Source organism: Sphingopyxis sp., from assembly GCF_050725655.1.
Lineage (GTDB): Bacteria > Pseudomonadota > Alphaproteobacteria > Sphingomonadales > Sphingomonadaceae > Sphingopyxis.
In genome coordinates, this window is sequence record NZ_JBOHHT010000122.1 from 1 (window position 1) to 19,371 (window position 19,371).

General features: G+C 62.6%; 20 protein-coding genes. 9 read left to right on the forward strand and 11 right to left on the reverse strand.

Annotated elements, in window-relative coordinates:
* Window positions 1-261: 261 nt before the first annotated feature.
* The 3 genes from ACREBX_RS19710 to ACREBX_RS19720 form a co-directional block, all read right to left on the reverse strand.
* Entirely contained in the window at window positions 262-963 is a 702-nt protein-coding gene (locus ACREBX_RS19710) for a DUF899 family protein (RefSeq protein WP_431563431.1), read from the reverse strand.
* A gap of 98 nt (window positions 964-1,061) precedes the next feature.
* The gene (locus ACREBX_RS19715) at window positions 1,062-1,640 is read right to left on the reverse strand and encodes a DUF2846 domain-containing protein (protein WP_431563432.1); all 579 of its coding nucleotides are present in this window, start codon (window positions 1,638-1,640) and stop codon (window positions 1,062-1,064) included.
* 12 nt (window positions 1,641-1,652) lie between these two features.
* Window positions 1,653-2,291 carry a carbonic anhydrase gene (locus tag ACREBX_RS19720; RefSeq protein WP_431563433.1) on the reverse strand — a complete coding sequence of 213 codons (639 nt, stop codon included), beginning with the start codon at window positions 2,289-2,291 and terminating at the stop codon, window positions 1,653-1,655.
* 62 nt (window positions 2,292-2,353) lie between these two features.
* Here ACREBX_RS19720 and lipA point away from each other — a divergent pair, with 62 nt between their 5' ends.
* On the forward strand, window positions 2,354-3,289 hold the full coding sequence (gene lipA, locus ACREBX_RS19725; RefSeq protein WP_431563474.1) for a lipoyl synthase: 936 nt from the start codon (window positions 2,354-2,356) through the stop codon (window positions 3,287-3,289).
* A gap of 7 nt (window positions 3,290-3,296) precedes the next feature.
* Window positions 3,297-3,776 (forward strand): type II toxin-antitoxin system RatA family toxin, encoded by a 480-nt coding sequence (locus tag ACREBX_RS19730; RefSeq protein ID WP_431563434.1) that lies wholly within the window; start codon window positions 3,297-3,299, stop codon window positions 3,774-3,776.
* On the opposite strand, the gene ACREBX_RS19735 is transcribed toward ACREBX_RS19730, so the two are convergent.
* Entirely contained in the window at window positions 3,719-4,276 is a 558-nt protein-coding gene (locus ACREBX_RS19735; protein ID WP_431563435.1) for a CinA family protein, read from the reverse strand. The two genes, ACREBX_RS19730 and ACREBX_RS19735, sit on opposite strands and share 58 nt — an antisense overlap.
* Window positions 4,277-4,280: 4 nt before the next feature.
* Entirely contained in the window at window positions 4,281-5,459 is a 1,179-nt protein-coding gene (locus tag ACREBX_RS19740) for a bifunctional 2-C-methyl-D-erythritol 4-phosphate cytidylyltransferase/2-C-methyl-D-erythritol 2,4-cyclodiphosphate synthase (protein ID WP_431563436.1), read from the reverse strand.
* Between the two features lie 96 nt (window positions 5,460-5,555).
* Here ACREBX_RS19740 and dusB point away from each other — a divergent pair, with 96 nt between their 5' ends.
* The 7 genes from dusB to hflX all read left to right on the forward strand — a co-directional run bounded on the left by dusB (window position 5,556) and on the right by hflX (window position 14,761).
* Complete coding sequence (gene dusB, locus ACREBX_RS19745; RefSeq protein ID WP_431563437.1) at window positions 5,556-6,554, forward strand: tRNA dihydrouridine synthase DusB; 999 nt, start codon at window positions 5,556-5,558, stop codon at window positions 6,552-6,554.
* Window positions 6,551-7,642 carry a two-component system sensor histidine kinase NtrB gene (locus tag ACREBX_RS19750; protein WP_431563438.1) on the forward strand — a complete coding sequence of 364 codons (1,092 nt, stop codon included), beginning with the start codon at window positions 6,551-6,553 and terminating at the stop codon, window positions 7,640-7,642. Before dusB ends, ACREBX_RS19750 begins: the two co-directional genes overlap by 4 nt.
* Entirely contained in the window at window positions 7,639-9,048 is a 1,410-nt protein-coding gene (locus ACREBX_RS19755; RefSeq protein ID WP_431563439.1) for a sigma 54-interacting transcriptional regulator, read from the forward strand. Before ACREBX_RS19750 ends, ACREBX_RS19755 begins: the two co-directional genes overlap by 4 nt.
* Before the next feature lie 123 nt (window positions 9,049-9,171).
* Window positions 9,172-11,433 carry a sensor histidine kinase gene (locus tag ACREBX_RS19760; RefSeq protein WP_431563440.1) on the forward strand — a complete coding sequence of 754 codons (2,262 nt, stop codon included), beginning with the start codon at window positions 9,172-9,174 and terminating at the stop codon, window positions 11,431-11,433.
* Window positions 11,423-12,802 (forward strand): sigma-54-dependent transcriptional regulator, encoded by a 1,380-nt coding sequence (locus ACREBX_RS19765; protein WP_056374564.1) that lies wholly within the window; start codon window positions 11,423-11,425, stop codon window positions 12,800-12,802. The genes ACREBX_RS19760 and ACREBX_RS19765 overlap by 11 nt, the downstream gene beginning before the upstream one ends.
* Window positions 12,803-12,920: 118 nt before the next feature.
* The gene (gene hfq, locus ACREBX_RS19770) at window positions 12,921-13,421 is read left to right on the forward strand and encodes an RNA chaperone Hfq (protein WP_249340006.1); all 501 of its coding nucleotides are present in this window, start codon (window positions 12,921-12,923) and stop codon (window positions 13,419-13,421) included.
* An 8-nt stretch (window positions 13,422-13,429) separates the two neighbouring features.
* Complete coding sequence (hflX, locus tag ACREBX_RS19775; RefSeq protein WP_431563475.1) at window positions 13,430-14,761, forward strand: GTPase HflX; 1,332 nt, start codon at window positions 13,430-13,432, stop codon at window positions 14,759-14,761.
* Between the two features lie 7 nt (window positions 14,762-14,768).
* On the opposite strand, the gene ACREBX_RS19780 is transcribed toward hflX, so the two are convergent.
* The 6 genes from ACREBX_RS19780 to metG form a co-directional block, all read right to left on the reverse strand.
* Entirely contained in the window at window positions 14,769-15,149 is a 381-nt protein-coding gene (locus tag ACREBX_RS19780; RefSeq protein WP_431563441.1) for a hypothetical protein, read from the reverse strand.
* A 75-nt stretch (window positions 15,150-15,224) separates the two neighbouring features.
* Window positions 15,225-15,998: a nucleoside triphosphate pyrophosphohydrolase gene (gene mazG / locus ACREBX_RS19785; RefSeq protein ID WP_431563442.1), complete on the reverse strand. Its 774-nt coding sequence runs from the start codon at window positions 15,996-15,998 to the stop codon at window positions 15,225-15,227.
* A gap of 66 nt (window positions 15,999-16,064) precedes the next feature.
* On the reverse strand, window positions 16,065-16,241 hold the full coding sequence (locus ACREBX_RS19790) for a hypothetical protein (protein WP_431563443.1): 177 nt from the start codon (window positions 16,239-16,241) through the stop codon (window positions 16,065-16,067).
* A complete protein-coding gene (locus tag ACREBX_RS19795) occupies window positions 16,238-17,002 on the reverse strand; it encodes an MBL fold metallo-hydrolase (RefSeq protein WP_431563444.1) in 765 nt (254 codons plus the stop codon). The genes ACREBX_RS19790 and ACREBX_RS19795 overlap by 4 nt, the downstream gene beginning before the upstream one ends.
* A gap of 13 nt (window positions 17,003-17,015) precedes the next feature.
* Entirely contained in the window at window positions 17,016-17,792 is a 777-nt protein-coding gene (locus tag ACREBX_RS19800) for a TatD family hydrolase (protein ID WP_431563445.1), read from the reverse strand.
* Window positions 17,792-19,369, reverse strand: a complete 1,578-nt coding sequence (gene metG / locus ACREBX_RS19805; protein WP_431563446.1) for a methionine--tRNA ligase — start codon at window positions 19,367-19,369, stop codon at window positions 17,792-17,794. The genes ACREBX_RS19800 and metG overlap by 1 nt, the downstream gene beginning before the upstream one ends.
* Window positions 19,370-19,371 lie beyond the last annotated feature (2 nt).

Here is a 19,371-nt window from a genome sequence, read left to right on the forward strand (position 1 = left end):
GTCCCCCTCCCCATCGCTGCGCGACAGGGAGGATATTACGTCCGCTTCCCACCCCAAAACGGACAATCGAAATACCGCTTTCCTACATTATCTCGCGGTGTCACCGTTTCTCCGGCTCTTTGATCTCGTCGAAACCTCACTCACCCGCCTAAAGCGACAAAGGAGACATTTTACACGCGCACATGCGTATCCTTTGTCGCCTTAAGGCCACAAAGGTCACAATTCCGATGCGAGCATGAAGGGCTTTTGTGGCCCTAACCCTCAATATTCGAGCGACGGATACCAGTCGGTCCCGCGCCCGCCCGGCGTCAGGTCGAGGATTGACCAAAGGCTTGCGATATCGGGCGCGTCGCGCGGGTCCTGTCCCGGATCGGCCATTTCGCGGGTCATCTCGCTTTTCCAGAACAGGCGGATGCCGCTGCCGTTGCGCTTGAAGACCGCCAATGCCGGGTTCTCGCTTCCATCGGCGTTGAGCAATTGAAAGTCCTGCGCATAATCGTCGCCGACCGTTTGCACGAAATCGAGTGCCTGCCAGCCGCGTTCCTGCGCGAAAGCCTTTTGACGCTCGACCGGGCTGCGCCCGAAGACCTTGAACGCAACGCGCTGCTTGATGTCGTTGGCATTGCCGTTGACCGAACCCAGCCAGTTGGTGCACATCGGGCAGGGGCGTTCGCGCTCGGGGCCGTACATCCAGAAATAGCTGACCAGCGTGTCATGATCGCCGAACAGGTCGGCAAGCGCCGGTTCGGAGCCGTTCGCATCCTTGAACCGATAATCCTTCATCAGCGGCCCCGGGGGCAGCTGGCGCCGCTGTTCGGCGACGCGAGTCATCCTGCGCCGCAGGTCGATTTCCTCGGCGAGCAGCGATTTACGGGCCTTGGTATAGTATTCATCTTCGCCGGGGAACGCTCGGCGGCGGGAAGCAAGTGCCGGCGCAGCCGACAGGGTTTGGCGAAGGGCCATCCAATTCTCCTTTTTGGGAGAACGTGCAATCAACGCCATTGTTGCGAAGACGTTTCACGGCTGCTCGCAGCCGCGCGTCATTTCGTCGCAGGACCGGGTCAGGCTGGCGGCATTTCCCACAGGATCAGCTTGGTCGCGTGGACATTTTCGCGTGCTTTCGCGGAGTCGAGGCGGGTCAGCTTCACCCCGCCTTTCAGCGCGCCCATTTCGATCATCGCGTCGATCACGACGACCCCGCCTGCGCCGACGTCGATTTCCAGTTCGGCAGGCCGCGCGAGTTTCGCCTTGGCCGTCGCGACATGGATATGGTGCGTCCCCGGCGCGACATCGGCCATCAGCATCTGGCCCGACTTGATCTGCCCCTTCGCATTGCCGTCGAGCGTCACGTTCATGCCCTGCAACGCGGCGACGAAACCGCGGCGGGTGACATAGATGCGCGCCTTTCCGTCGGGCGCCTGCATCGTCCGCGCGTCAGCGGTGGCAGCCGTGTCGGCCTTGGCGCCGCCCTTGTTGCTCGACAGCGCCCAGATGCAAAAGGCGATAATCCCACCAAACAGGATGGCGGTCAGAATGAGCAAGGTCCCGGGGGACATCGTCTGGGCCAACGTTGGCCCCATCATCGCGCCAATGATGGCCGCCACGAAAATGAGGGTCAGCCACATCGCATTCTTGCTCATATCGCCTCCTGTTCAGACGGGAGAAAATTCGCTCGTCGTCTCGTCCATAACGTGCAGCACCCCGTCGCTGATCGCGAAAAAGGCGCCGCGCAGTTTCAACGTCCCGCGCCGTACCTTTTCCTGAATGCACGGAAAAGTTCCCAGATTGTCAAGGCTTACGCGCACTGCAGCCAATTCCATCGCACGGCCTGCGTCGCGGTTGTCGATATCGCGGTGCTCGCTGCGAACCTGCTCGCTGGCATCGTCGAGCATCGCGATCCAGTCGGCGATAAATCCGCCGCGGCCCGGCTCGGCCCCCGCCATCGTCCGGTGCAGCGCGGCGTGGCAGCCGCCGCACAGGCCGTGGCCCATCACGACGATTTCCTCGACCTTCAGGAACTGCACTGCAAATTCGAGCGCGGCCGAGACGCCGTGACGTCCGGGGGTCGTCTCGAACGGCGGCACCAGCGCCGCGACGTTGCGGACGACGAAGATTTCGCCCGGATTGGTGTCGAAAATCTGCGACGGTTCGGACCGGCTGTCCGAACAGGCGATGATCATCACCTTGGGCGATTGCCCCTCGGCGAGATGTTCCCAGCGCTCGCGCTGTTGCTGCCAGCCGCCGTTACGGAAACGCCGGTAACCATCGATCATATCTGCAAAGTGAGTCATGGAGGCGCCTTAGCATAGGTAGAGAGGTTGAGAAGAGGCGCGTGCACGACTATGTGGGCGGCATGAACGCTCCCGCATCGCCCGCCACCACTCCCAGCCAGCGTCAGCGCAAACCCGACTGGATTCGCGTCAAAGCCCCGACCAGCCCCGGTTACGCCGAAACGCGCAAGCTGATGCGCGAGCTCAACCTGCATACGGTGTGCGAGGAAGCGGCGTGCCCGAACATCGGCGAATGCTGGACGAAAAAGCATGCGACGGTGATGATCCTCGGCGACACCTGCACCCGCGCCTGCGCCTTTTGCAACGTCAAGACCGGTATGCCGCGCGCCGTCGACCTGCTCGAACCCGAACATACCGCGATCGCCGCAGCAAAGATGGGGCTGAGCCATATCGTCATCACGTCGGTCGACCGCGATGATCTGCCCGATGGCGGCGCGAGCCAGTTCGTGAAAGTCATCAACGCGCTGCGCCGCGAAACCCCGCAGACGACGATCGAAATCCTGACGCCCGATTTCCGTAACAAGCCCGAAAGCGCGGTCGCGGCGATCGTCGATGCGCGGCCCGACGTCTACAACCATAATCTCGAAACCGTCCCGCGGCTCTATCCGACGATCCGCCCCGGCGCGCGCTATTATGCCTCGCTCCGCCTGCTCGAAAGCGTCAAGCGCCGCGATCCGTCGATCTTCACCAAGTCGGGCGCGATGCTCGGCCTCGGCGAAGAACGGATGGAGGTGCATCAGGTGATGGACGACATGCGCAGCGCCGACATCGATTTCATGACGATGGGCCAGTATCTTCAGCCGACGCCGAAGCACGCCAAGGTGATCGACTTCGTGACGCCGCAGGCGTTCGATGCCTATGCGCAGATCGCACGCGCCAAGGGCTTCCTGCAGGTCGCTTCGTCGCCCTTGACCCGGTCCAGCTATCACGCCGGCGACGATTTCGAACGCATGCGCGCCGCCCGCGAAGCGCAGCTGGCGCGCGTCAAGGCTGGCTGATCGGCCTTTGCCAAGGCACCACGAAACCCGCGTCCTGCCGTACAGCGACGAGCAGATGTTCGCGCTCGTCACCGATATTGCGCGTTATCCCGAATTCCTGCCGTGGGTGATCGCGCTGCGTATCCGCAGCGACAGCGAGCATGAGGCTGTCGCCGACGTGATCGTCGGTTTCAAGGGGCTGCGCGAAAGCTTTTCGTGCCGCGTCCACAAGCAGCGGCCGCGCGAGGTTTGCGTGAGTTACATCGACGGACCGATGAAGCATCTCAGCAATGAATGGCATTTCCAGCCCGCCGAGGGTGGTGGATGCCGCGTCGATTTCCTCGTCGATTTCTCGTTCCGCAGCCGGATGTTCGAGGCGCTCGCCGGACAGATGTTCGACAAGGCGCTGCGCAAGATGATCGCCGCGTTCGAAACGCGCGCCGACGATCTTTACGGAGCGGGGAGGGCGATGTCCTCCGACGGCCGCAGTTCGTCCTTGCCCGGCTGAAGCAGGTCGAGCGCGAACAGCGTCGCATGGTGGCGGATCGCGGCGCGATCGGTCGATTCGAACTGCACCCGCTGGGTAAAATAATCGTCGGGGTCCTGGCCGCGCAGCGCGCGTGCGAATACAACCTGGCCGACGGGCTTCTTCTCCGAACCGCCGCCCGGTCCCGCAATTCCCGTGATTGCCACCGCGACGTCGGCGTCGCTGTTCGCCAGCGCACCCGCCGCCATCGCCCAGGCGGTCGCGAGTGAAACTTCGCCAAAGGTTTCGAGGATTTCGCTGCTGACGTCGAGCTGGCTCTGCTTGGCATGGCCCGAATAGGTGACGAAGCCGGCGCTGAACACGTCCGAGCTCCCGGCAATATCGGTCAGCGCGACCGACACCATGCCGCCCGTGCAGCTTTCGGCGACGGCGACTTTCCGCCCCGCGGTGCGGTTGCTTGCAAGGACGGCGGTGGCAAGGTCGTCGCGCGCGGCAAGGCGCGTTTCAGCATCGGACAGCACGGGTTCAATTCTCCGGAAGTTGCAGGGTCGCGACGGCCTGGGCAGCGATCCCCTCGCGGCGACCGGTGAAGCCCAGCCGCTCTGTCGTTGTCGCTTTGACACTAACCCGTTCGAGCGGAATCGCAAGGATTTCGGCAATCCGCGCCCGCATCGCGGCGCGGTGCGGGCCAATTTTCGGCGCTTCGGCGATGATCGTCAGGTCGACATGGGCGATGCGCCCGCCGCGTGCGGTCACGCGTTCGGCGGCAAAGGACAAGAAGCGGTGCGACGCGGCGCCGCGCCATTGCGGATCGTTCGGCGGGAAATGGTCGCCAATATCGCCGTCGGCGAGCGCGCCGAGGATTGCGTCGGTCAGCGCATGAAGCCCGACGTCGGCATCGCTATGCCCCTCAAGCCCATGACTATACGCGATTTCTATGCCGCCGATCCAAAGCGGTTTGCCCGCCACAAGACGGTGGACGTCATATCCCATGCCGACCGCAGTTCGCGTCATCGTATCGATCCCCAGAAGCCCAGCGAGGATCGTCATATCCTCGGCATATGTCAGTTTATGGAGCCGCGCATCGCCCGGGACCGTCACAACCGACACACCCAGCCGGCGCACCAACTGTGCATCGTCGGTTGCGGCAGCCTCGACAGCCTCGGTATGGGCGCGGCGCAATGTGCCAAGGTGGAACGCTTGCGGCGTCTGAACGCGTGCCAGTGCGCTGCGGTCGACAACCTCACCAGCGAGGTGCGCGGTTTGTTCTACGAGGGTGTCGGGAACGGGCAAAGTCGGGATTGCCGCCTCGGCATCGTGCAGCGCCTCAAGCAGGCGATCGATCATCGCTGCGGCCACACCGGGCCGTGCGGCGTCATGAACGAGGACGAATGCGCCGTCTTCCCAATCGGCGAGCGCTGTAAGCGCGTTCGCGACAGATTGCTGCCGTTCGGCCCCGGGATCGGCAGAAATCCAACCATCCGGAAGGTCTCCGAGCGCGGCCATGACGTCACCATTTGCCACCAACACGCCGCCACCGATCGCTGGATGCGAGGAAAAAGCATCGAGGCTCCAACGCAGCACCGGCTTGCTACCCAGTATTGCGAGCTGCTTTGGCATTTCCAGCCCGGCGCGCGTTCCCCGACCGCCCGCGAGCAATATGACCGCGACGCGCGGCAGAACGGAAGGGTCGGACTCGGTCATCGTGCGCGCCGGTTAGCGCAGCCGCGCCTTGCGGGAAAGCGGCTTAGCGTGTACGGGCTGCTCAAATTTTAGGCAATTTGACGAAAGCTCCCCGCCATGGCGCCGCTGCGGCCCATCCAGATTGGCAATATCACCATCGCGGATCCCGTGATCCTCGCGCCGATGACGGGCGTCTCCGACCTGCCGTTCCGCAAGCTCGTCCGCCATTATGGTTCGGGGCTCAATGTCACCGAGATGATCGCGAGCCAGGCGGCAATCCGCGAAACGCGCCAGTCGATCCAGAAAGCGGCGTGGGACCCCGTTGAAGAGCCGGTCTCGATGCAACTCGTCGGTTGCACCCCGTATGAAATGGGCGAAGCCGCGAAGCTCAACGAAGATCGCGGCGCGGCGATCATCGACATCAACATGGGCTGCCCGGTGCGCAAGGTTACCAACGGCGACGCGGGCTCGGCGCTGATGCGCGACCTGAAGCTTGCCGCCGCGTTGATCGACTCCTGCGTCAAGGCGGTGTCGGTGCCGGTAACGGTCAAGATGCGCATGGGCTGGTGCCACGACAGCCTCAACGCCCCCGAACTCGCACATATCGCCGAGGATCTGGGCGCCAAGCTGGTGACGGTCCATGGCCGCACGCGCAACCAGATGTACCGCGGCGAGGCCGACTGGAGCTTCATCCGCAAGGTCAAGGATGCGGTGTCGATCCCGGTGATCGCCAATGGCGACATCTGCTCGGTCGAGGATGCGCGCACCGCGCTGGTGCAGAGCGGCGCCGATGGCGTCATGATCGGTCGCGGCGCTTATGGCCGCCCGTGGCTGCTCGGGCAGGTGATGGCAGCGCTCCGCGGCGAAAGCCCGCGCCCCGACCCCGGCATAGACGAACAATATGACGTCATTACATCGCATTATCGCGCGATGGTCGACCATTATGGTGAAATCACCGGGGTCAATATGGCGCGCAAGCATCTCGGCTGGTACGTCAAGGGTGTGCATGGATCGGCCGAATTTCGCAATAAGGTCAACCAGATCCCCAGCAGCCGCGACGTACTCGACGCGCTCGAACAATTCTACACGCCGTTCCTGAGCAAGGCGGCGGCGTGACCGCGCTCACGTCGAGCATTCCGAGTTTCGATCACGACGAACTGATCCAGTCGCACCCCGTTCCGACGCTGCTCATCGACGGCGGCGGGGTGGTGCTGTTCGTCAACGCCGCCGCCGAACAGCTCTGCAACGTCAGCCGTTCGGCGATGGTCGGCCGCGTCGTCTATGACGTGATCGAGATGGACCGCAGCTATCGCCAGCGGATGAGCGACGCCGCGACGTCGGCGCTCTTCGCGCATCGTACAGAGATTTCAGCGGGTGGTCGCCGGTCCTTTTTCGTGGACATGCAGATGGTGCCCTATGGCCAAAGCGGCCACCGTATCCTCGCGCTCATACCGTCGCAAAGCGATTCCGAGCTGATGGGCGGCGCAATCGGCCGATCGGGCCGCGCGGCGGGCGCGGCCGCGTCGATGCTGGCGCACGAGATCAAGAATCCGCTTGCGGGCATCAAGGGCGCTGCGCAGCTGCTCGCGCGCAAGACCGATGCGGGAGGCGAGCGCTTCACGACGCTGATCTGCGCCGAGGTCGATCGCATCGCGACACTGATCGACCAGATGGAGCATTTCTCGCGCGGGCAACCGATCACCTGCGGCCCGATCAACCTGTACCAGCCGATTCATCAGGCGATGGAAACCGCGCGTGCGCGACAGTTTCCGGGCTTGCGTTTTGCCGAGGATTTCGACCCCTCGCTACCGCTCGTGCATGGAAACCATGACGCCATGGTGCAGATACTGCTCAACCTGCTCACCAACGGCTGCGAAGCATTGGGTGGGCGGGACGATGGCGTTGTCCGGCTGACGACCGCGTATCGGCATGGCCTGTCGATCGACAATGGCGACGGACGCGGCCGCATTGCGCTGCCGATCGAGGTCAGCGTCAGCGACAATGGTCCCGGCGTTCCCGCCGATATTCGCGGCGACCTGTTCGATCCATTCGTGACGACGAAACGCGAGGGGCGGGGGCTCGGCCTCGCGCTCGTCGCGAAGCTCGCGCGTGACATGGGCGGCACGGTCCAGCATATCCGCGACGGCGAATGGACCCGCTTCCGTGTTCATCTTCCCGTCGCGCAAAAGGGACGGCCCGCATGAGCAAGGCGAAGACGATCCTGCTGGTCGAGGACGACCCGGCGATCGCGATGATCATTCGCGAAACGCTCGTCGGTGAATGCAGCCGCTTCGCATCGGTCGCCAGCATCGCCGAACGCAATGCCTGGCTTGCCGACAACCGGCCCGACCTTGTCATCACCGATGTCGTCCTGCCCGATGGCGACGGTATCGATTCGCTGCGGATCGACGCCCTTACGCCGGTAATAGTATTGTCGGCGCAGAATACGCTCGATACCGCGGTGCGCGCGACGGGGATCGGCAGTTACGATTATCTGCCCAAGCCGTTCGATCTCGACGAACTGACCGCGAGCGTCCGCGCCGCGTTGCAGCGAAAGGCTGAGCCTGCGGCAAGGGACACCGCGGGGGCGGCCGACAGCCATGGTCTCGTCGGCCGCGCTCCGGCGATGCAAGCGGTCTATCGCACGATAGCACGGCTCGCCTCGAACGATCTGGCGGTGTTGATCCTCGGCGAATCAGGAACGGGCAAGGAGGTCGTGGCGCGCGCGATCCACGCGACCGGCCTGCGTCGCGCCGGACCTTTCGTGGCGATCAACATGGCAGCGATCCCGCGCGAACTGATCGAAGCCGAATTGTTCGGCCACGAAAAGGGTGCCTTTACCGGCGCGCACAGCCGCAATGCCGGGCGCTTCGAACAGGCTGCGGGCGGCACGCTCTTCCTCGACGAAATCGGCGACATGCCGCTCGAGGCGCAGACGCGCCTGCTCCGGGTCCTGCAAAGCAACGAATATTCGACGGTCGGCGGCAGCCAGGCGTTGCGCGCCGATGTCCGCGTCGTTGCCGCGACGCATCGCGACATGCGCACTCTTGTCGCCGATGGCCGGTTTCGCGAGGATCTCTTCTACCGACTCAACGTCATTCCCGTCACGCTGCCACCGTTGCGCGACCGGCGTAGCGACATTGCAGCGCTCGTTCGTCATTTTGTCGAGGCCGGGCGCAGCGCGGGGTTGCCCGATCGCCAGTTCGCGCCCGCCGCGATGCAATGGCTCGAACGCTACGACTGGCCGGGCAATGTTCGCGAGCTCGGCAATGTCGTTCAGCGACTCGCTGTCTTGTCGCGTGACGTCGTCGTGACCGACCGCGATGTCGAGACGGTGCTGCACGAAAGCGGCGAGGGCGGTGGCGCGGTCGAGCCCGCTACGCTGATCGCGCGCGCGGTTGACGATTGGGCCCGCGAGCAGATGGCGGATACGGCGTGCAACAGCGATATTCACGAACGGCTTGAGGCGATCGTCGAAGCGGCGCTTTTTCGCCGCGTATTGCGCGATGTTCGTGGCAACCAATTGGAGGCGGCGCGGCGCCTTGGTATCAATCGCAACACGTTGCGCAAACGGCTCGGGCAGCTTGATATCGATCCAGCGCAGCCTTGATTGGCGAGGATAAACCCGGAATCGGGGCAATTGGGCGACACTCGCGTAGATTGTGTGTTTTCTATGCAACAGGATTGTCGTAGCGTGGCAACAATGGCGCAATCCCCAACTCTGGCTCTCGATATGGATTCGGACGGCCAGGAAGTGCGCTCGGGATTCTGGCGCTTTGCAGCTCCCGAATATTATACGCTCGCCATCATCGTCAGCGTCGCCATTGCGACCTATATCTTCGTAACGGGTGATGCGCAGAGCGAGCGGTTGCTGACGCCTGCGCTTGTCGCGGCGATCATGGTCGTCAATCTCGTGCCGGCGATGGCACTGATCGTGCTCATCGGCAGCCGCGTTGCGCGCGCACGGGCAGTGCGGTCGATGGCCGGCGGCAACGGCCGTCTCCACGTCCGCCTCGTTGCGCTCTTTTCGCTGATTGCGGCGGCGCCGACCCTGCTCGTCGTGATTTTCGCTTCACTGTTGTTTCAGTTCGGTGTCGATTTCTGGTTTTCGGATCGCTCGCGCGGCATGTTCGAAAATGCCGCCAACCTTGCCGAGGGCTATTATCAGGAAAACCAGCGCCAAGTCGGGGCGAACACCTTTGCCATGGCAACCGATCTCGGCAAACAATTGACCCAGTTTCCGATCGATAGCCCCGCCTTCAGCAATTATTATTTTCAGCAGGTCGTGGTCCGTAGCCTCAACGAATCGGCGATTATCGAGATCGGTCGGGATGGCGTCGCACGCACAGCGGCGGCGATTAATCCGGACGATCGGGTTGCCGAGAATCGGCTGAATTCAGAGATGGTCGGCCGCCTCGACGCGGGCGAAGACATCGTCGTCATTCGCCAGGCCAATCGGATCGAAGCGGCGGCGCGGCTGCCCGGGACCGATCGCGCTTATGTCTACGCCTCACGCGACATCAATGTGCCGGGTTTTCAGCAGTCAGCGCGCGCGAGCGCGGTTCTGGCCGACTATAACAACCTCTTCGACCGCTCACAGCAGCTCCAGCTGCAATTCAACGGCGCGCTCTATCTTGGCTCGTTGCTGCTTCTTGCGCTTGCCGTCATCGCGGCGATCGTGGTTGCGGATCGTATCGTCCGCCCGCTCGGCACGCTGATCGGTGCGACGCGAACGGCTGCGGGCGGCGATCTGTCGGTCCGGGTTACCCCGCCGGTACGCGACGACGAAATCGCCGTGCTGACGCGGGCTTTCAATCGGATGACCGAGCAGTTGCAGGGCCAAACCGGCGCGCTCGTTAGCGTCAACGAGCAACTCGAAGCCCGGCGAAGCTTTATCGAGGCGGTGCTCAGCGGGGTGTCGTCGGCGGTGGTCTCGGTCGATGCCGATCGCCGCATCCTGCTCGCCAATGCCGCCGCCGAACGTTTGATTTGCCAGTCAGCCGAATGCTTGACAGGGCAACCCCTCGACGATGTCGCGCCCGAACTGGCGCGCTTGCTGATCAGCGACGAGCGCGAAGCGATCGTTCAGCTCTCGCGCAAGGATGCCGAACCCGCGACGCTCGCGGCGAAAGCGGTGGCGCAGGGCGACGGCTTTGTCCTGAGTTTCGAGGACATCACGCAGCAATTGCTCGATCAGCGCCGGGCGGCCTGGTCCGACGTGGCGCGGCGTATCGCGCACGAGATCAAGAACCCGCTCACACCGATCCAGCTCGCGGCCGAACGCCTTCAGCGTCGATTTGGCGACAAGGTCGAAGGCGATGCGGCGACCTTCCGCAAGCTGACCGACACGGTGATCCGGCAGGTGCACGACATGCGGCGCATGGTCGACGAATTTTCCAGCTTCGCCCGGATGCCCAAGCCAACCTTTGGGGTCGAGGATGTCCGCGATATCCTGCGTCAGGCCGTATTCCTGTTCGAGGTGGCGAAACCCGACATCGCCTTTGCAGTCAAAACGCCGACCGAGATCGAGCCCCTTGTTTGCGACCGCCGGCTGCTGTCGCAGGCGATGACGAATATCGTGAAGAATGCGGTCGAAGCGATTGAAGAAAAATTTAAAAACTCAGAAACTGCGGCGATGGGTCACATCGCGGCCGAACTTGACGTCGGCGCGGACGGAGAGATCGTCATTCGCGTTACCGACGACGGCATCGGCTTACCGGAAGCGCGTGACGCGATCGCCGAGCCTTATATGACCACGCGCCAAGGCGGGACTGGCCTCGGGCTCGCGATCGTCAAGAAGATCGTCGAGCAACATTATGGCGAAATGGAGTTTTCAGATAATCCGGCGGGGCAGGGGACATGCGTTACCCTGACGCTCCATCCCGACCGACTGAGGCCGTTGGCCGGCAAGGGCGGGGAACAAGGCATGGGGCATAGTGAATCGGTTCCCGGACGCATCCGGAACCGGCAGGACAGAGAAGATCATGGCGCTTGATATTTTGATCGTCGATGACGAACGCGACATCTGCGACCTCGTCGCCGGCGTCATGGAAGATGAAGGTTATGAGGCGCGCACCGCGTCCGACTCCGACTCTGCGCTCGAGGCGATCCGTCAGCGGCGGCCGTCGCTCGCGCTGATCGACGTATGGTTGCAGGGGTCGCGGCTCGACGGGCTGGGGCTGGTTGAGGCGATCAAGGCGTTCGACCCGACCCTGCCTATTATCGTCATCTCGGGCCATGGGGGGCTCGACACGGCGGTCGCGGCGATCCGCCGTGGCGCGTTCGACTTCATCGAAAAGCCATTCGAGGCGTCGCGTCTGCTCCACCTTGTCGCGCGCGCGACCGAGAATGAGCGGCTGAAGTTCGAATATGAGCAGCTGCGCGAAAAGGCCGGCCCGTCGGACGAACTGACCGGCACCAGCGCCGCGATTAACAATGTCCGCGCGACATTGAAGCGCGTGGCGGGGACGGGAAGCCGTGTGCTCATCACGGGCGCGCCCGGCGTCGGCAAGGAGGTCGCCGCGCGTGTGCTGCACGGATGGAGCGGCAGGCAGACCGCGCCGTTCCGCGTCATTTCGTCGGCGCGAATGGATCCCGAAACGGTCGAGACCGAATTATTCGGGTCCGAAGCCGAGGACGGATCGATCCGTGTCGGGCTGCTCGAACAGGCGCATGGCGGCACCTTGTTCCTTGACGAGGTCGCCGACATGCCGCTGACGACGCAGGGCAAGATTCTTCGCGTGCTGACCGACCAGAGCTTCACGCGCGTGGGCGGGCGCACGATGATTCGCGTCGACGTGCGCATCATTTCGGGGTCGGCGCGCGATCTGATGACCGAAATCGCCGAAAGCCGGTTTCGCGAGGACCTCTATTACCGGCTCAACGTCGTGCCCGTCCACATCCCGCCACTGCGCGAGCGGCGCGACGATATCGCGAGCCTCTGCGACCATTATATCCGCCGCTACGCCGCCGACCGCCGCGTCGCGCCGCCCGAGATCAGTTCGGAAGCGATGGCGGCGCTCCAGGCGCATGAATGGCCGGGCAATGTCCGCGAACTGCGCAACGTCATCGAGCGCGTGATGATCCTTGCCCCCAGCGACCGCTTGGCGCGGATCGACGCCGACATGCTGCCGTCCGAACTGGTGCGCGGCGGAACCGACATATTGCCCAATTCGGAATCGATCACCGCAATCCCGCTGAAGGAAGCGCGCGAGAATTTCGAGCGCGAATATTTGCGCATCCAGATCAACCGCTTTTCGGGCAATATATCGCGCACCGCGACCTTTATCGGCATGGAGCGCTCGGCGCTGCACCGCAAACTGAAACTTTTGGGGCTTACCGAGAGTTCGGACGGCGAGGGATAGCGGCTTTGCGCTAGACCTTGCGCGTCCTTTGCCGCATATTGTGCTTGCAAAGAAGGTCTTAAAAGCCGGAAAACCGGCGCCATACCCGCGGTTTAACCGCCAAAAACAGGAGGCAAATGTGTCCGATAAAAACCAGAATCTCCAGGATATTTTCCTCAACGCCCTCCGTAAGAGCAAGACGCCGGTGACCATGTTTCTGGTCAAGGGTGTCAAGCTGCAGGGCATCATCACATGGTTCGACAATTTCTCGCTGTTGCTTCGCCGCGACGGCCAGTCGCAACTTGTCTACAAGCATGCGATCTCGACCGTGATGCCGTCGCACGATTTCGATCTGTCGTTACTGGGCGGCAATCTGCGCGATGCACCTGCGAGCAAGGGCAAGGCGTTGCAAGATGTCTTCCTTAACGCCGTCCGCAAGTCGGACGAGTCGGTGACGATGTTCCTCGTGAACGGCGTGATGTTGCAAGGCGATATCGTTGCATTCGACCTGTTCTGCATGTTGCTCGAGCGCGAGCGTCAGGTGCAACTCGTCTATAAGCACGCGATTTCGACCGTTCAGCCGAACGGCCCGATCAACCTGACCGACAGCGAGCCGGACGCAGAAGCGGACAACGCCTGATCGACCCGATAATCGACAGTGAAGACGAGGTAACGCGCGGTGCCCCCGCGCTTATCGTCGTGCCCGAATGGCATAGCCAGCGGCTTGCGCGTGACCTCGACGCGCGCGCCGAGGAGGCGAGGGGGCTTGCGCTGGCGATCGGGCTCGACGTCGTCGCGGTACACACGCTCCGGTTGCGTCAGACGCGTGCCGCGACCTTGCTCGGCGTCGGACAGATTGAAGCGATTACGCCCGATATTGCAGCGAAGGGCGTGCAGTTGGTCGTCGTCGATGCGGCGCTCAGCCCGATCCAGCAGCGCAATCTTGAAACGGCATTCGGCACGAAGGTGATCGACCGCACCGGCCTGATACTTGAGATCTTTGGCGAACGCGCTGCAACCGCCGAAGGGCGGCTGCAGGTCGAGCTCGCGCATCTCGATTATCAAGCGGGTCGGCTGGTGCGTAGCTGGACCCACCTCGAACGTCAGCGCGGTGGTTTCGGCTTTCTTGGCGGCCCCGGCGAAACGCAGATCGAGGCCGATCGGCGGATGATCCGGAATCGCATGGCGCGCATTCGTCGCAGCCTTGAGGATGCGCGCCGCACGCGTCAGCTTCAGCGGTCGAAGCGCCAGCGCGCGCCGTGGCCGGTTGTCGCGCTCGTCGGTTATACCAACGCCGGGAAATCGACGTTTTTCAACCGTTTGACGGGAAGTGACGTCATGGCGGAAGACATGCTCTTCGCCACGCTCGACCCGACGATGCGCGAGATTCGGCTACCCGGTATCGACAAGGCGATCCTGTCGGACACCGTGGGTTTCGTGTCCGACCTGCCAACCGAACTCGTCGCGGCTTTTCGCGCGACGCTGGAGGAGGTCACGACCGCCGACCTGATTGTCCACGTCCGCGACATCGCGCATCCCGACAGCGAGGCGCAATATGCCGACGTTCGCGCCATCCTGGAATCGCTCGGAGTCAGCGGCGCACAGGATGGCGGGGAGGGCGATACACCGCCTGCGATCCCGCAGATCGAGATATGGAACAAGATCGACACCGCCGACGCCGATATGCGTGGGGCCATAGAAGAGATGGCGGCGCGGCGTTCCGACGTCGCGATCATGTCGGCGGTGACGGGCGAGGGCGTTGAGGCCGCTCGCATCCTTATGGCGGCGCATCTGACCGCACAGCACCAGGTTCGGCGCGTCTATCTGGCCTATAGCGAGGGCGAGGCGGCGGCGTGGCTACACGCGCGCGGCGAAGTACTGGGCGACGAGCCGCAGGAAGAGGGGCATGTACTGACGGTGCGGCTCGATCCCGCGGACAGCGCGCGATTCGAGCGATTATGGCCAACATCGCTAGATTAGACGGGCTTCAGTCTACGCAAAGGCTATGATTGACGCGACCTTTTGTAACATTTGTACGGCATCCAAAACCATAGTCCGTTGCGGCGCAGGCCCCGTACACTCTCTGCCGTGGTTCTGGAAACTTAAACCCCGGCTTTGTCGTATCGAGGAAGCAACCGGCTTTGCATTGTGATGCGTCGGTACAGGATTTTCCGGCATCGGGCATCGGGCGGGCGCAACCTTCGTTGCCGGACAGTCCCATAATCTTGATTGTTCCGCCGTCGGCAAAACAGGCGGCGCGCTCGTCGTCGGTCAGCTTCGTCGAAACATATCGAGGCTCTGCTGCTCCCAGCGAAAATGCGCCGACAAGCATCAGGACGAACAGTAACGGCGAGAGGACACGCATCATGCAATAGACCGTGCAGGGCGATGAATTACCGCAGGTGGTTAATCTGCCATTTGCGGTGCTTGATCCGCGCAGAAGCTAGGCATTTTCGTTCTTCTTCACCGCCAGCCAGTGCTTTTCCTGCGCATCGAGACCCAAGCCCGCCAGCGTCCCGCCCGCGTTCGCTTCCATGGCGGCAAAGCGCCGTGCGAATTTCAGATTGGCGTCACGCAGTGCGCTTTCGGCATCGACACCCAGCTTGCGCGCATAATTGACGACCGAAAACAGCAGATCGCCGATTTCCTCATGGCGTTCAAGGTCGCTGTTTGCCCCGGCCACTTCGGCGAGTTCCTCGGCGATCTTGTCGCGCGGCCCATCGACGTCGGGCCAGTCGAAGCCAACGCGTGCGGCTCGGCCTTGCAGCTTTTGCGCGCGAAGCAAGGCGGGCAACGACGATGCCACACCGGCCAACGCGCCTGCCGGGCCATCGGCGGCACGCTCGGCCGCCTTGATCTGCTCCCACTGCAACCGCACGTCGGACGTCGTGACGTCGCCGAAAATATGCGGATGTCGGCGTTCCATCTTGTCGCTGATCGCATTGGCGACATCGTCGAAACCAAACAGGCCGTCATCGGCCGCGATCTGGCTGTGAAAGACCACCTGGAGCAACAAGTCGCCAAGCTCGTCACAAATGGCGGCGGGCTCGCCGCCGGCAATGGCGTCGGCGACCTCATAAGCTTCCTCGATCGTATAAGGCGCGATCGTCGAGAAATCCTGCGCCAGATCCCATTCGCAGCCGCCATCGGGATTACGCAGTTGGCGCATGATAGCGAGCAGGCGGTCGATGGGGGATTGGGCTGCCGTATCGGCCATATCATTATCCGATAATATATATTATGTTAAATTATTTGAGATCCAGGAGAGGGCAAGGCCCCCTCGCTATGTCGCCGCTTGCCACGTGCGGATGACGAGGAATACGAGACCAAAGATTGCCACCCACGCCAGCGCCATCTTGAGCCAGTCGGCCATCGGCAAGCGTCGTGCCAGCAACGAACTCAGGACCAATGTGAACGCGCCAGCGAACCAAAGGATTTGAACAGTCGTGTCGCCGCTCATAGCTGCACCTCCAGCCCGTCATATCCGGGTTCGACACCCGGCGGCAATTCAGTCGCAAGGTCGTCATAATCCATCGTGTTGTCCATATGCGTGATGATCGCGCGCGGACTGCCAACCTTGGAAAGACCATCGAGCGTCATTGCGAGATGCGGATGCGTCGGATGCGGATAGCGGCGCAGCGCATCGATAACGAATAGGTCGACGCCCTGAAAGAAGCTGACCATTTCATCAGTAAACTTCGAAAAATCAGTCGCATAGGCGATTCTATGCGCACCATCACTGAAGATCAGACCGGTAGCCTTGATTGGTCCGTGCGGCATTTCGATCGCCGACACTTCAATGGGGCCGATCGACTGATGATCCTGAAGATCAATCGGATCGACCGACGCCGGATAGCCGGCATTGCCCGCGAAGGCATAGGTGAAGCGCCATTTGAGGATATCGAGCACATGGTCACGCGCATAGACGGGAACGGCTGACCGGCGCAGGTGCATGACCTGGCGCAGATCGTCGAGGCCATGCGTATGGTCGGCATGTTCGTGGGTCCAGATGACGGCATCGATTTCGCCCACGCCCGCATCGAGCAATTGCAACCGCATATCGGGGCTGGTGTCGACGAGGATACGAAAGCCACCGAGCGACACCATGATCGACGCCCGGCTGCGCAGATTGCGGGGATTGTCGGGGTCGCACTGACCCCAGTCGTTGCCGATCCGCGGGACGCCCGACGACGTACCGCAACCGAGGATCCTCAACTTCATGATGCGGGCAACGTCATGGCCGCGCCTTGTTGAAAAGCGCGTAAAAATTGGCGCTGGTCGTCGCAGCGAGCACTTTTTCGTCCTCACTACGCAACTTGGCAAGGAAAGCGAGCGTATCGGCCACAAAGGCGGGCTCGCCGGTTTTGCCGCGATGCGGGACGGGGGCGAGGAAGGGGGAATCGGTCTCGATCAGCAGCCGATCCTGCGGCAACCACTTGGCTGTGGCTTGGAGATCGGCGGCGTTCTTGAACGTGACTATGCCCGAGATCGATATGAAGAGCCCAAGGTCGAGCGCCTTGCGAGCGAAATCGTCGCTCGCGGTGAAGCAGTGGATCACGCCGGGGAACACCGCCCTGCCCATCTCTTCGCCAAGCAGCGCCAACGTATCGGCTTCGGCATCGCGCGTGTGAACGATGATCGGCAGACCGGTCTGCTGCGACGCGTGGATGTGACGGCGGAAGCTGTCCTGCTGCCGCGTGCGATCGCTTTTGTCGTAATAATAATCGAGTCCGGTTTCGCCGATCCCGATCACGCGGGGATGTGCGGCACGTTCTATCAGTTTGGCGGTGTCGACGTCGGAGTGATGGTCGGCGTCGTGCGGGTGGATGCCGACGCTGGCCCACACATCGTGATTTGCTTCGGCGGCGGCGAGCACGTCGTCCCACTCGCTTTCGCGCGTCGCTATGTTGAGCATCGCGGTGACGCCGCGCGCGCGGGCACGTTCCAGCACCTCGCCCTGCTGCTCGGCGAGGCCCTTATAGTTGAGGTGGCAGTGCGAATCGACGAGCATCAGGCCCCCCCTTCCCCTTCAGGCAGTTCGAGGCGGGGGAAGATCGGAACGGGCTGGCCGACCGAGAAGCCGCTGGCTGAGAGTTTCGAAAACCAGTCGCCATCGGCAAGCGCCGCGGAATCACGCGCATCTTCGGCAATGCCCATCTGATCGAGCAGCTTGTCGGCCGCTGCCGGCACGACGGGCCGGATCGCGATCGCCAGTGTGCGCACGGCCTGGAACAACGTCATCAGCACCGCGCGCATGCGTTCGGGATCGGTCTTACGCAGCGCCCAAGGGGCCTGTGTATCGACATATTGGTTGCACGCGAAGACTGTGCGGATCCAGTCCTCGATGCCGATCGAGAAACCGAGCCGCTCGAATTCGCGCGGCAGGCGGACGGCCGCCATGTCGGCGAGGTCGGCGAGCAGGTCGATATCGTCCTGCGCAGGCGCATAGTTCGCCGAAATCTTGCCGTCCAAATTCTTGAAAATCATCGACAAGCTACGTTGAGCGAGATTGCCGAAGCTGTTCGCGAGGTCGGCATTGGCGGTGCGCACGATCGCCTCGGCCGAATAGGTGCCGTCCTGCCCGAAGCTGACCTCGCGGAGCAGATAATAGCGCAGCGCGTCGACCCCGAACTGATCGGCAAGCGCCATCGGGTCTACGACATTGCCGAGCGATTTCGACATCTTCTCGCCGCGGTTCAAAAGGAAACCGTGACCGAACACCTGCTTGGGCAGCGGCAGGTTTGCGCTCATCAGGAAGGCCGGCCAGTAAACCGTATGAAAACGCACGATATCCTTGCCGATCATATGGATATTTGCCGGCCAGAATTTGCCGAAGTCGCTGGCGGGATCGGGATAACCCAGCCCCGACAGATAGGTAGTGAGGGCATCGACCCACACATACATTACATGGCCCGGCGAACCCGGCACCGGCACGCCCCAATCGAAGCTGGTGCGCGAAACGCTGAGGTCCTTGAGGCCGCCCTCGACGAAGCGCAGAACCTCGTTGCGACGGCTTTCGGGGCGGATGAAGTCGGGATTGTCGTTGTAGAGCGCGAGCAGCTTGTCCTGGTAGTTCGACAGGCGGAAGAACCAGCTCTCTTCGACGGTCCATTCGACCGGCGTGGCCTGGGGTGAGAGGCGGGCGCCCCCTTCCCCGTCGGTCAGTTCGCTCTCGTCATAAAAAGCTTCGTCGCGGACCGAATACCAACCCTCGTAGCGGTCAAGATAAAGGTCGCCATTCGCCTCCATCGCCTTCCAGATCGCCTGCGACGCTGCATGGTGCGCCGCATCCGACGTGCGCATGAAATTGTCATAGCTGATATTCAGCCTGGCATACATCTCACGGAAATATCCCGACATTTCGTCGGCAAGGTCAATCGTCGCGCGGCCCTGGTCGCGCGCGGTCTGGAACATCTTAAGCCCATGCTCGTCGGTGCCGGTGATCAGCCGGACGTCGCGGCCGCGGGCGCGCTGGAAACGGGCCATCACGTCGGTCGCGATCGCTTCATAGGCATGGCCGATATGCGGACGGCCGTTGGGGTAGCTGATCGCCGTGGTGATGTAGAAAGGTTCGGTGTTTTCGGACATGC

Excerpts from the sequence above, each read along its gene's own strand:
- ACREBX_RS19780 (WP_431563441.1), bottom strand. The coding sequence starts at position 15,149 with ATGATGCGTGTCCTCTCGCCGTTACTGTTCGTCCTGATGCTTGTCGGC.
- ACREBX_RS19715 (WP_431563432.1), bottom strand. The coding sequence starts at position 1,640 with ATGAGCAAGAATGCGATGTGGCTGACCCTCATTTTCGTGGCGGCCATC.
- mazG (WP_431563442.1), bottom strand. The coding sequence starts at position 15,998 with ATGGCCGATACGGCAGCCCAATCCCCCATCGACCGCCTGCTCGCTATC.
- dusB (WP_431563437.1), top strand. The coding sequence starts at position 5,556 with ATGGCGCCGCTGCGGCCCATCCAGATTGGCAATATCACCATCGCGGAT.
- ACREBX_RS19790 (WP_431563443.1), bottom strand. The coding sequence starts at position 16,241 with ATGAGCGGCGACACGACTGTTCAAATCCTTTGGTTCGCTGGCGCGTTC.
- ACREBX_RS19720 (WP_431563433.1), bottom strand. The coding sequence starts at position 2,291 with ATGACTCACTTTGCAGATATGATCGATGGTTACCGGCGTTTCCGTAAC.
- ACREBX_RS19740 (WP_431563436.1), bottom strand. The coding sequence starts at position 5,459 with ATGACCGAGTCCGACCCTTCCGTTCTGCCGCGCGTCGCGGTCATATTG.
- ACREBX_RS19800 (WP_431563445.1), bottom strand. The coding sequence starts at position 17,792 with ATGCTCGTCGATTCGCACTGCCACCTCAACTATAAGGGCCTCGCCGAG.
- ACREBX_RS19760 (WP_431563440.1), top strand. The coding sequence starts at position 9,172 with ATGGATTCGGACGGCCAGGAAGTGCGCTCGGGATTCTGGCGCTTTGCA.
- ACREBX_RS19710 (WP_431563431.1), bottom strand. The coding sequence starts at position 963 with ATGGCCCTTCGCCAAACCCTGTCGGCTGCGCCGGCACTTGCTTCCCGC.
- ACREBX_RS19755 (WP_431563439.1), top strand. The coding sequence starts at position 7,639 with ATGAGCAAGGCGAAGACGATCCTGCTGGTCGAGGACGACCCGGCGATC.
- lipA (WP_431563474.1), top strand. The coding sequence starts at position 2,354 with ATGAACGCTCCCGCATCGCCCGCCACCACTCCCAGCCAGCGTCAGCGC.
- ACREBX_RS19795 (WP_431563444.1), bottom strand. The coding sequence starts at position 17,002 with ATGAAGTTGAGGATCCTCGGTTGCGGTACGTCGTCGGGCGTCCCGCGG.
- metG (WP_431563446.1), bottom strand. The coding sequence starts at position 19,369 with ATGTCCGAAAACACCGAACCTTTCTACATCACCACGGCGATCAGCTAC.
- ACREBX_RS19765 (WP_056374564.1), top strand. The coding sequence starts at position 11,423 with ATGGCGCTTGATATTTTGATCGTCGATGACGAACGCGACATCTGCGAC.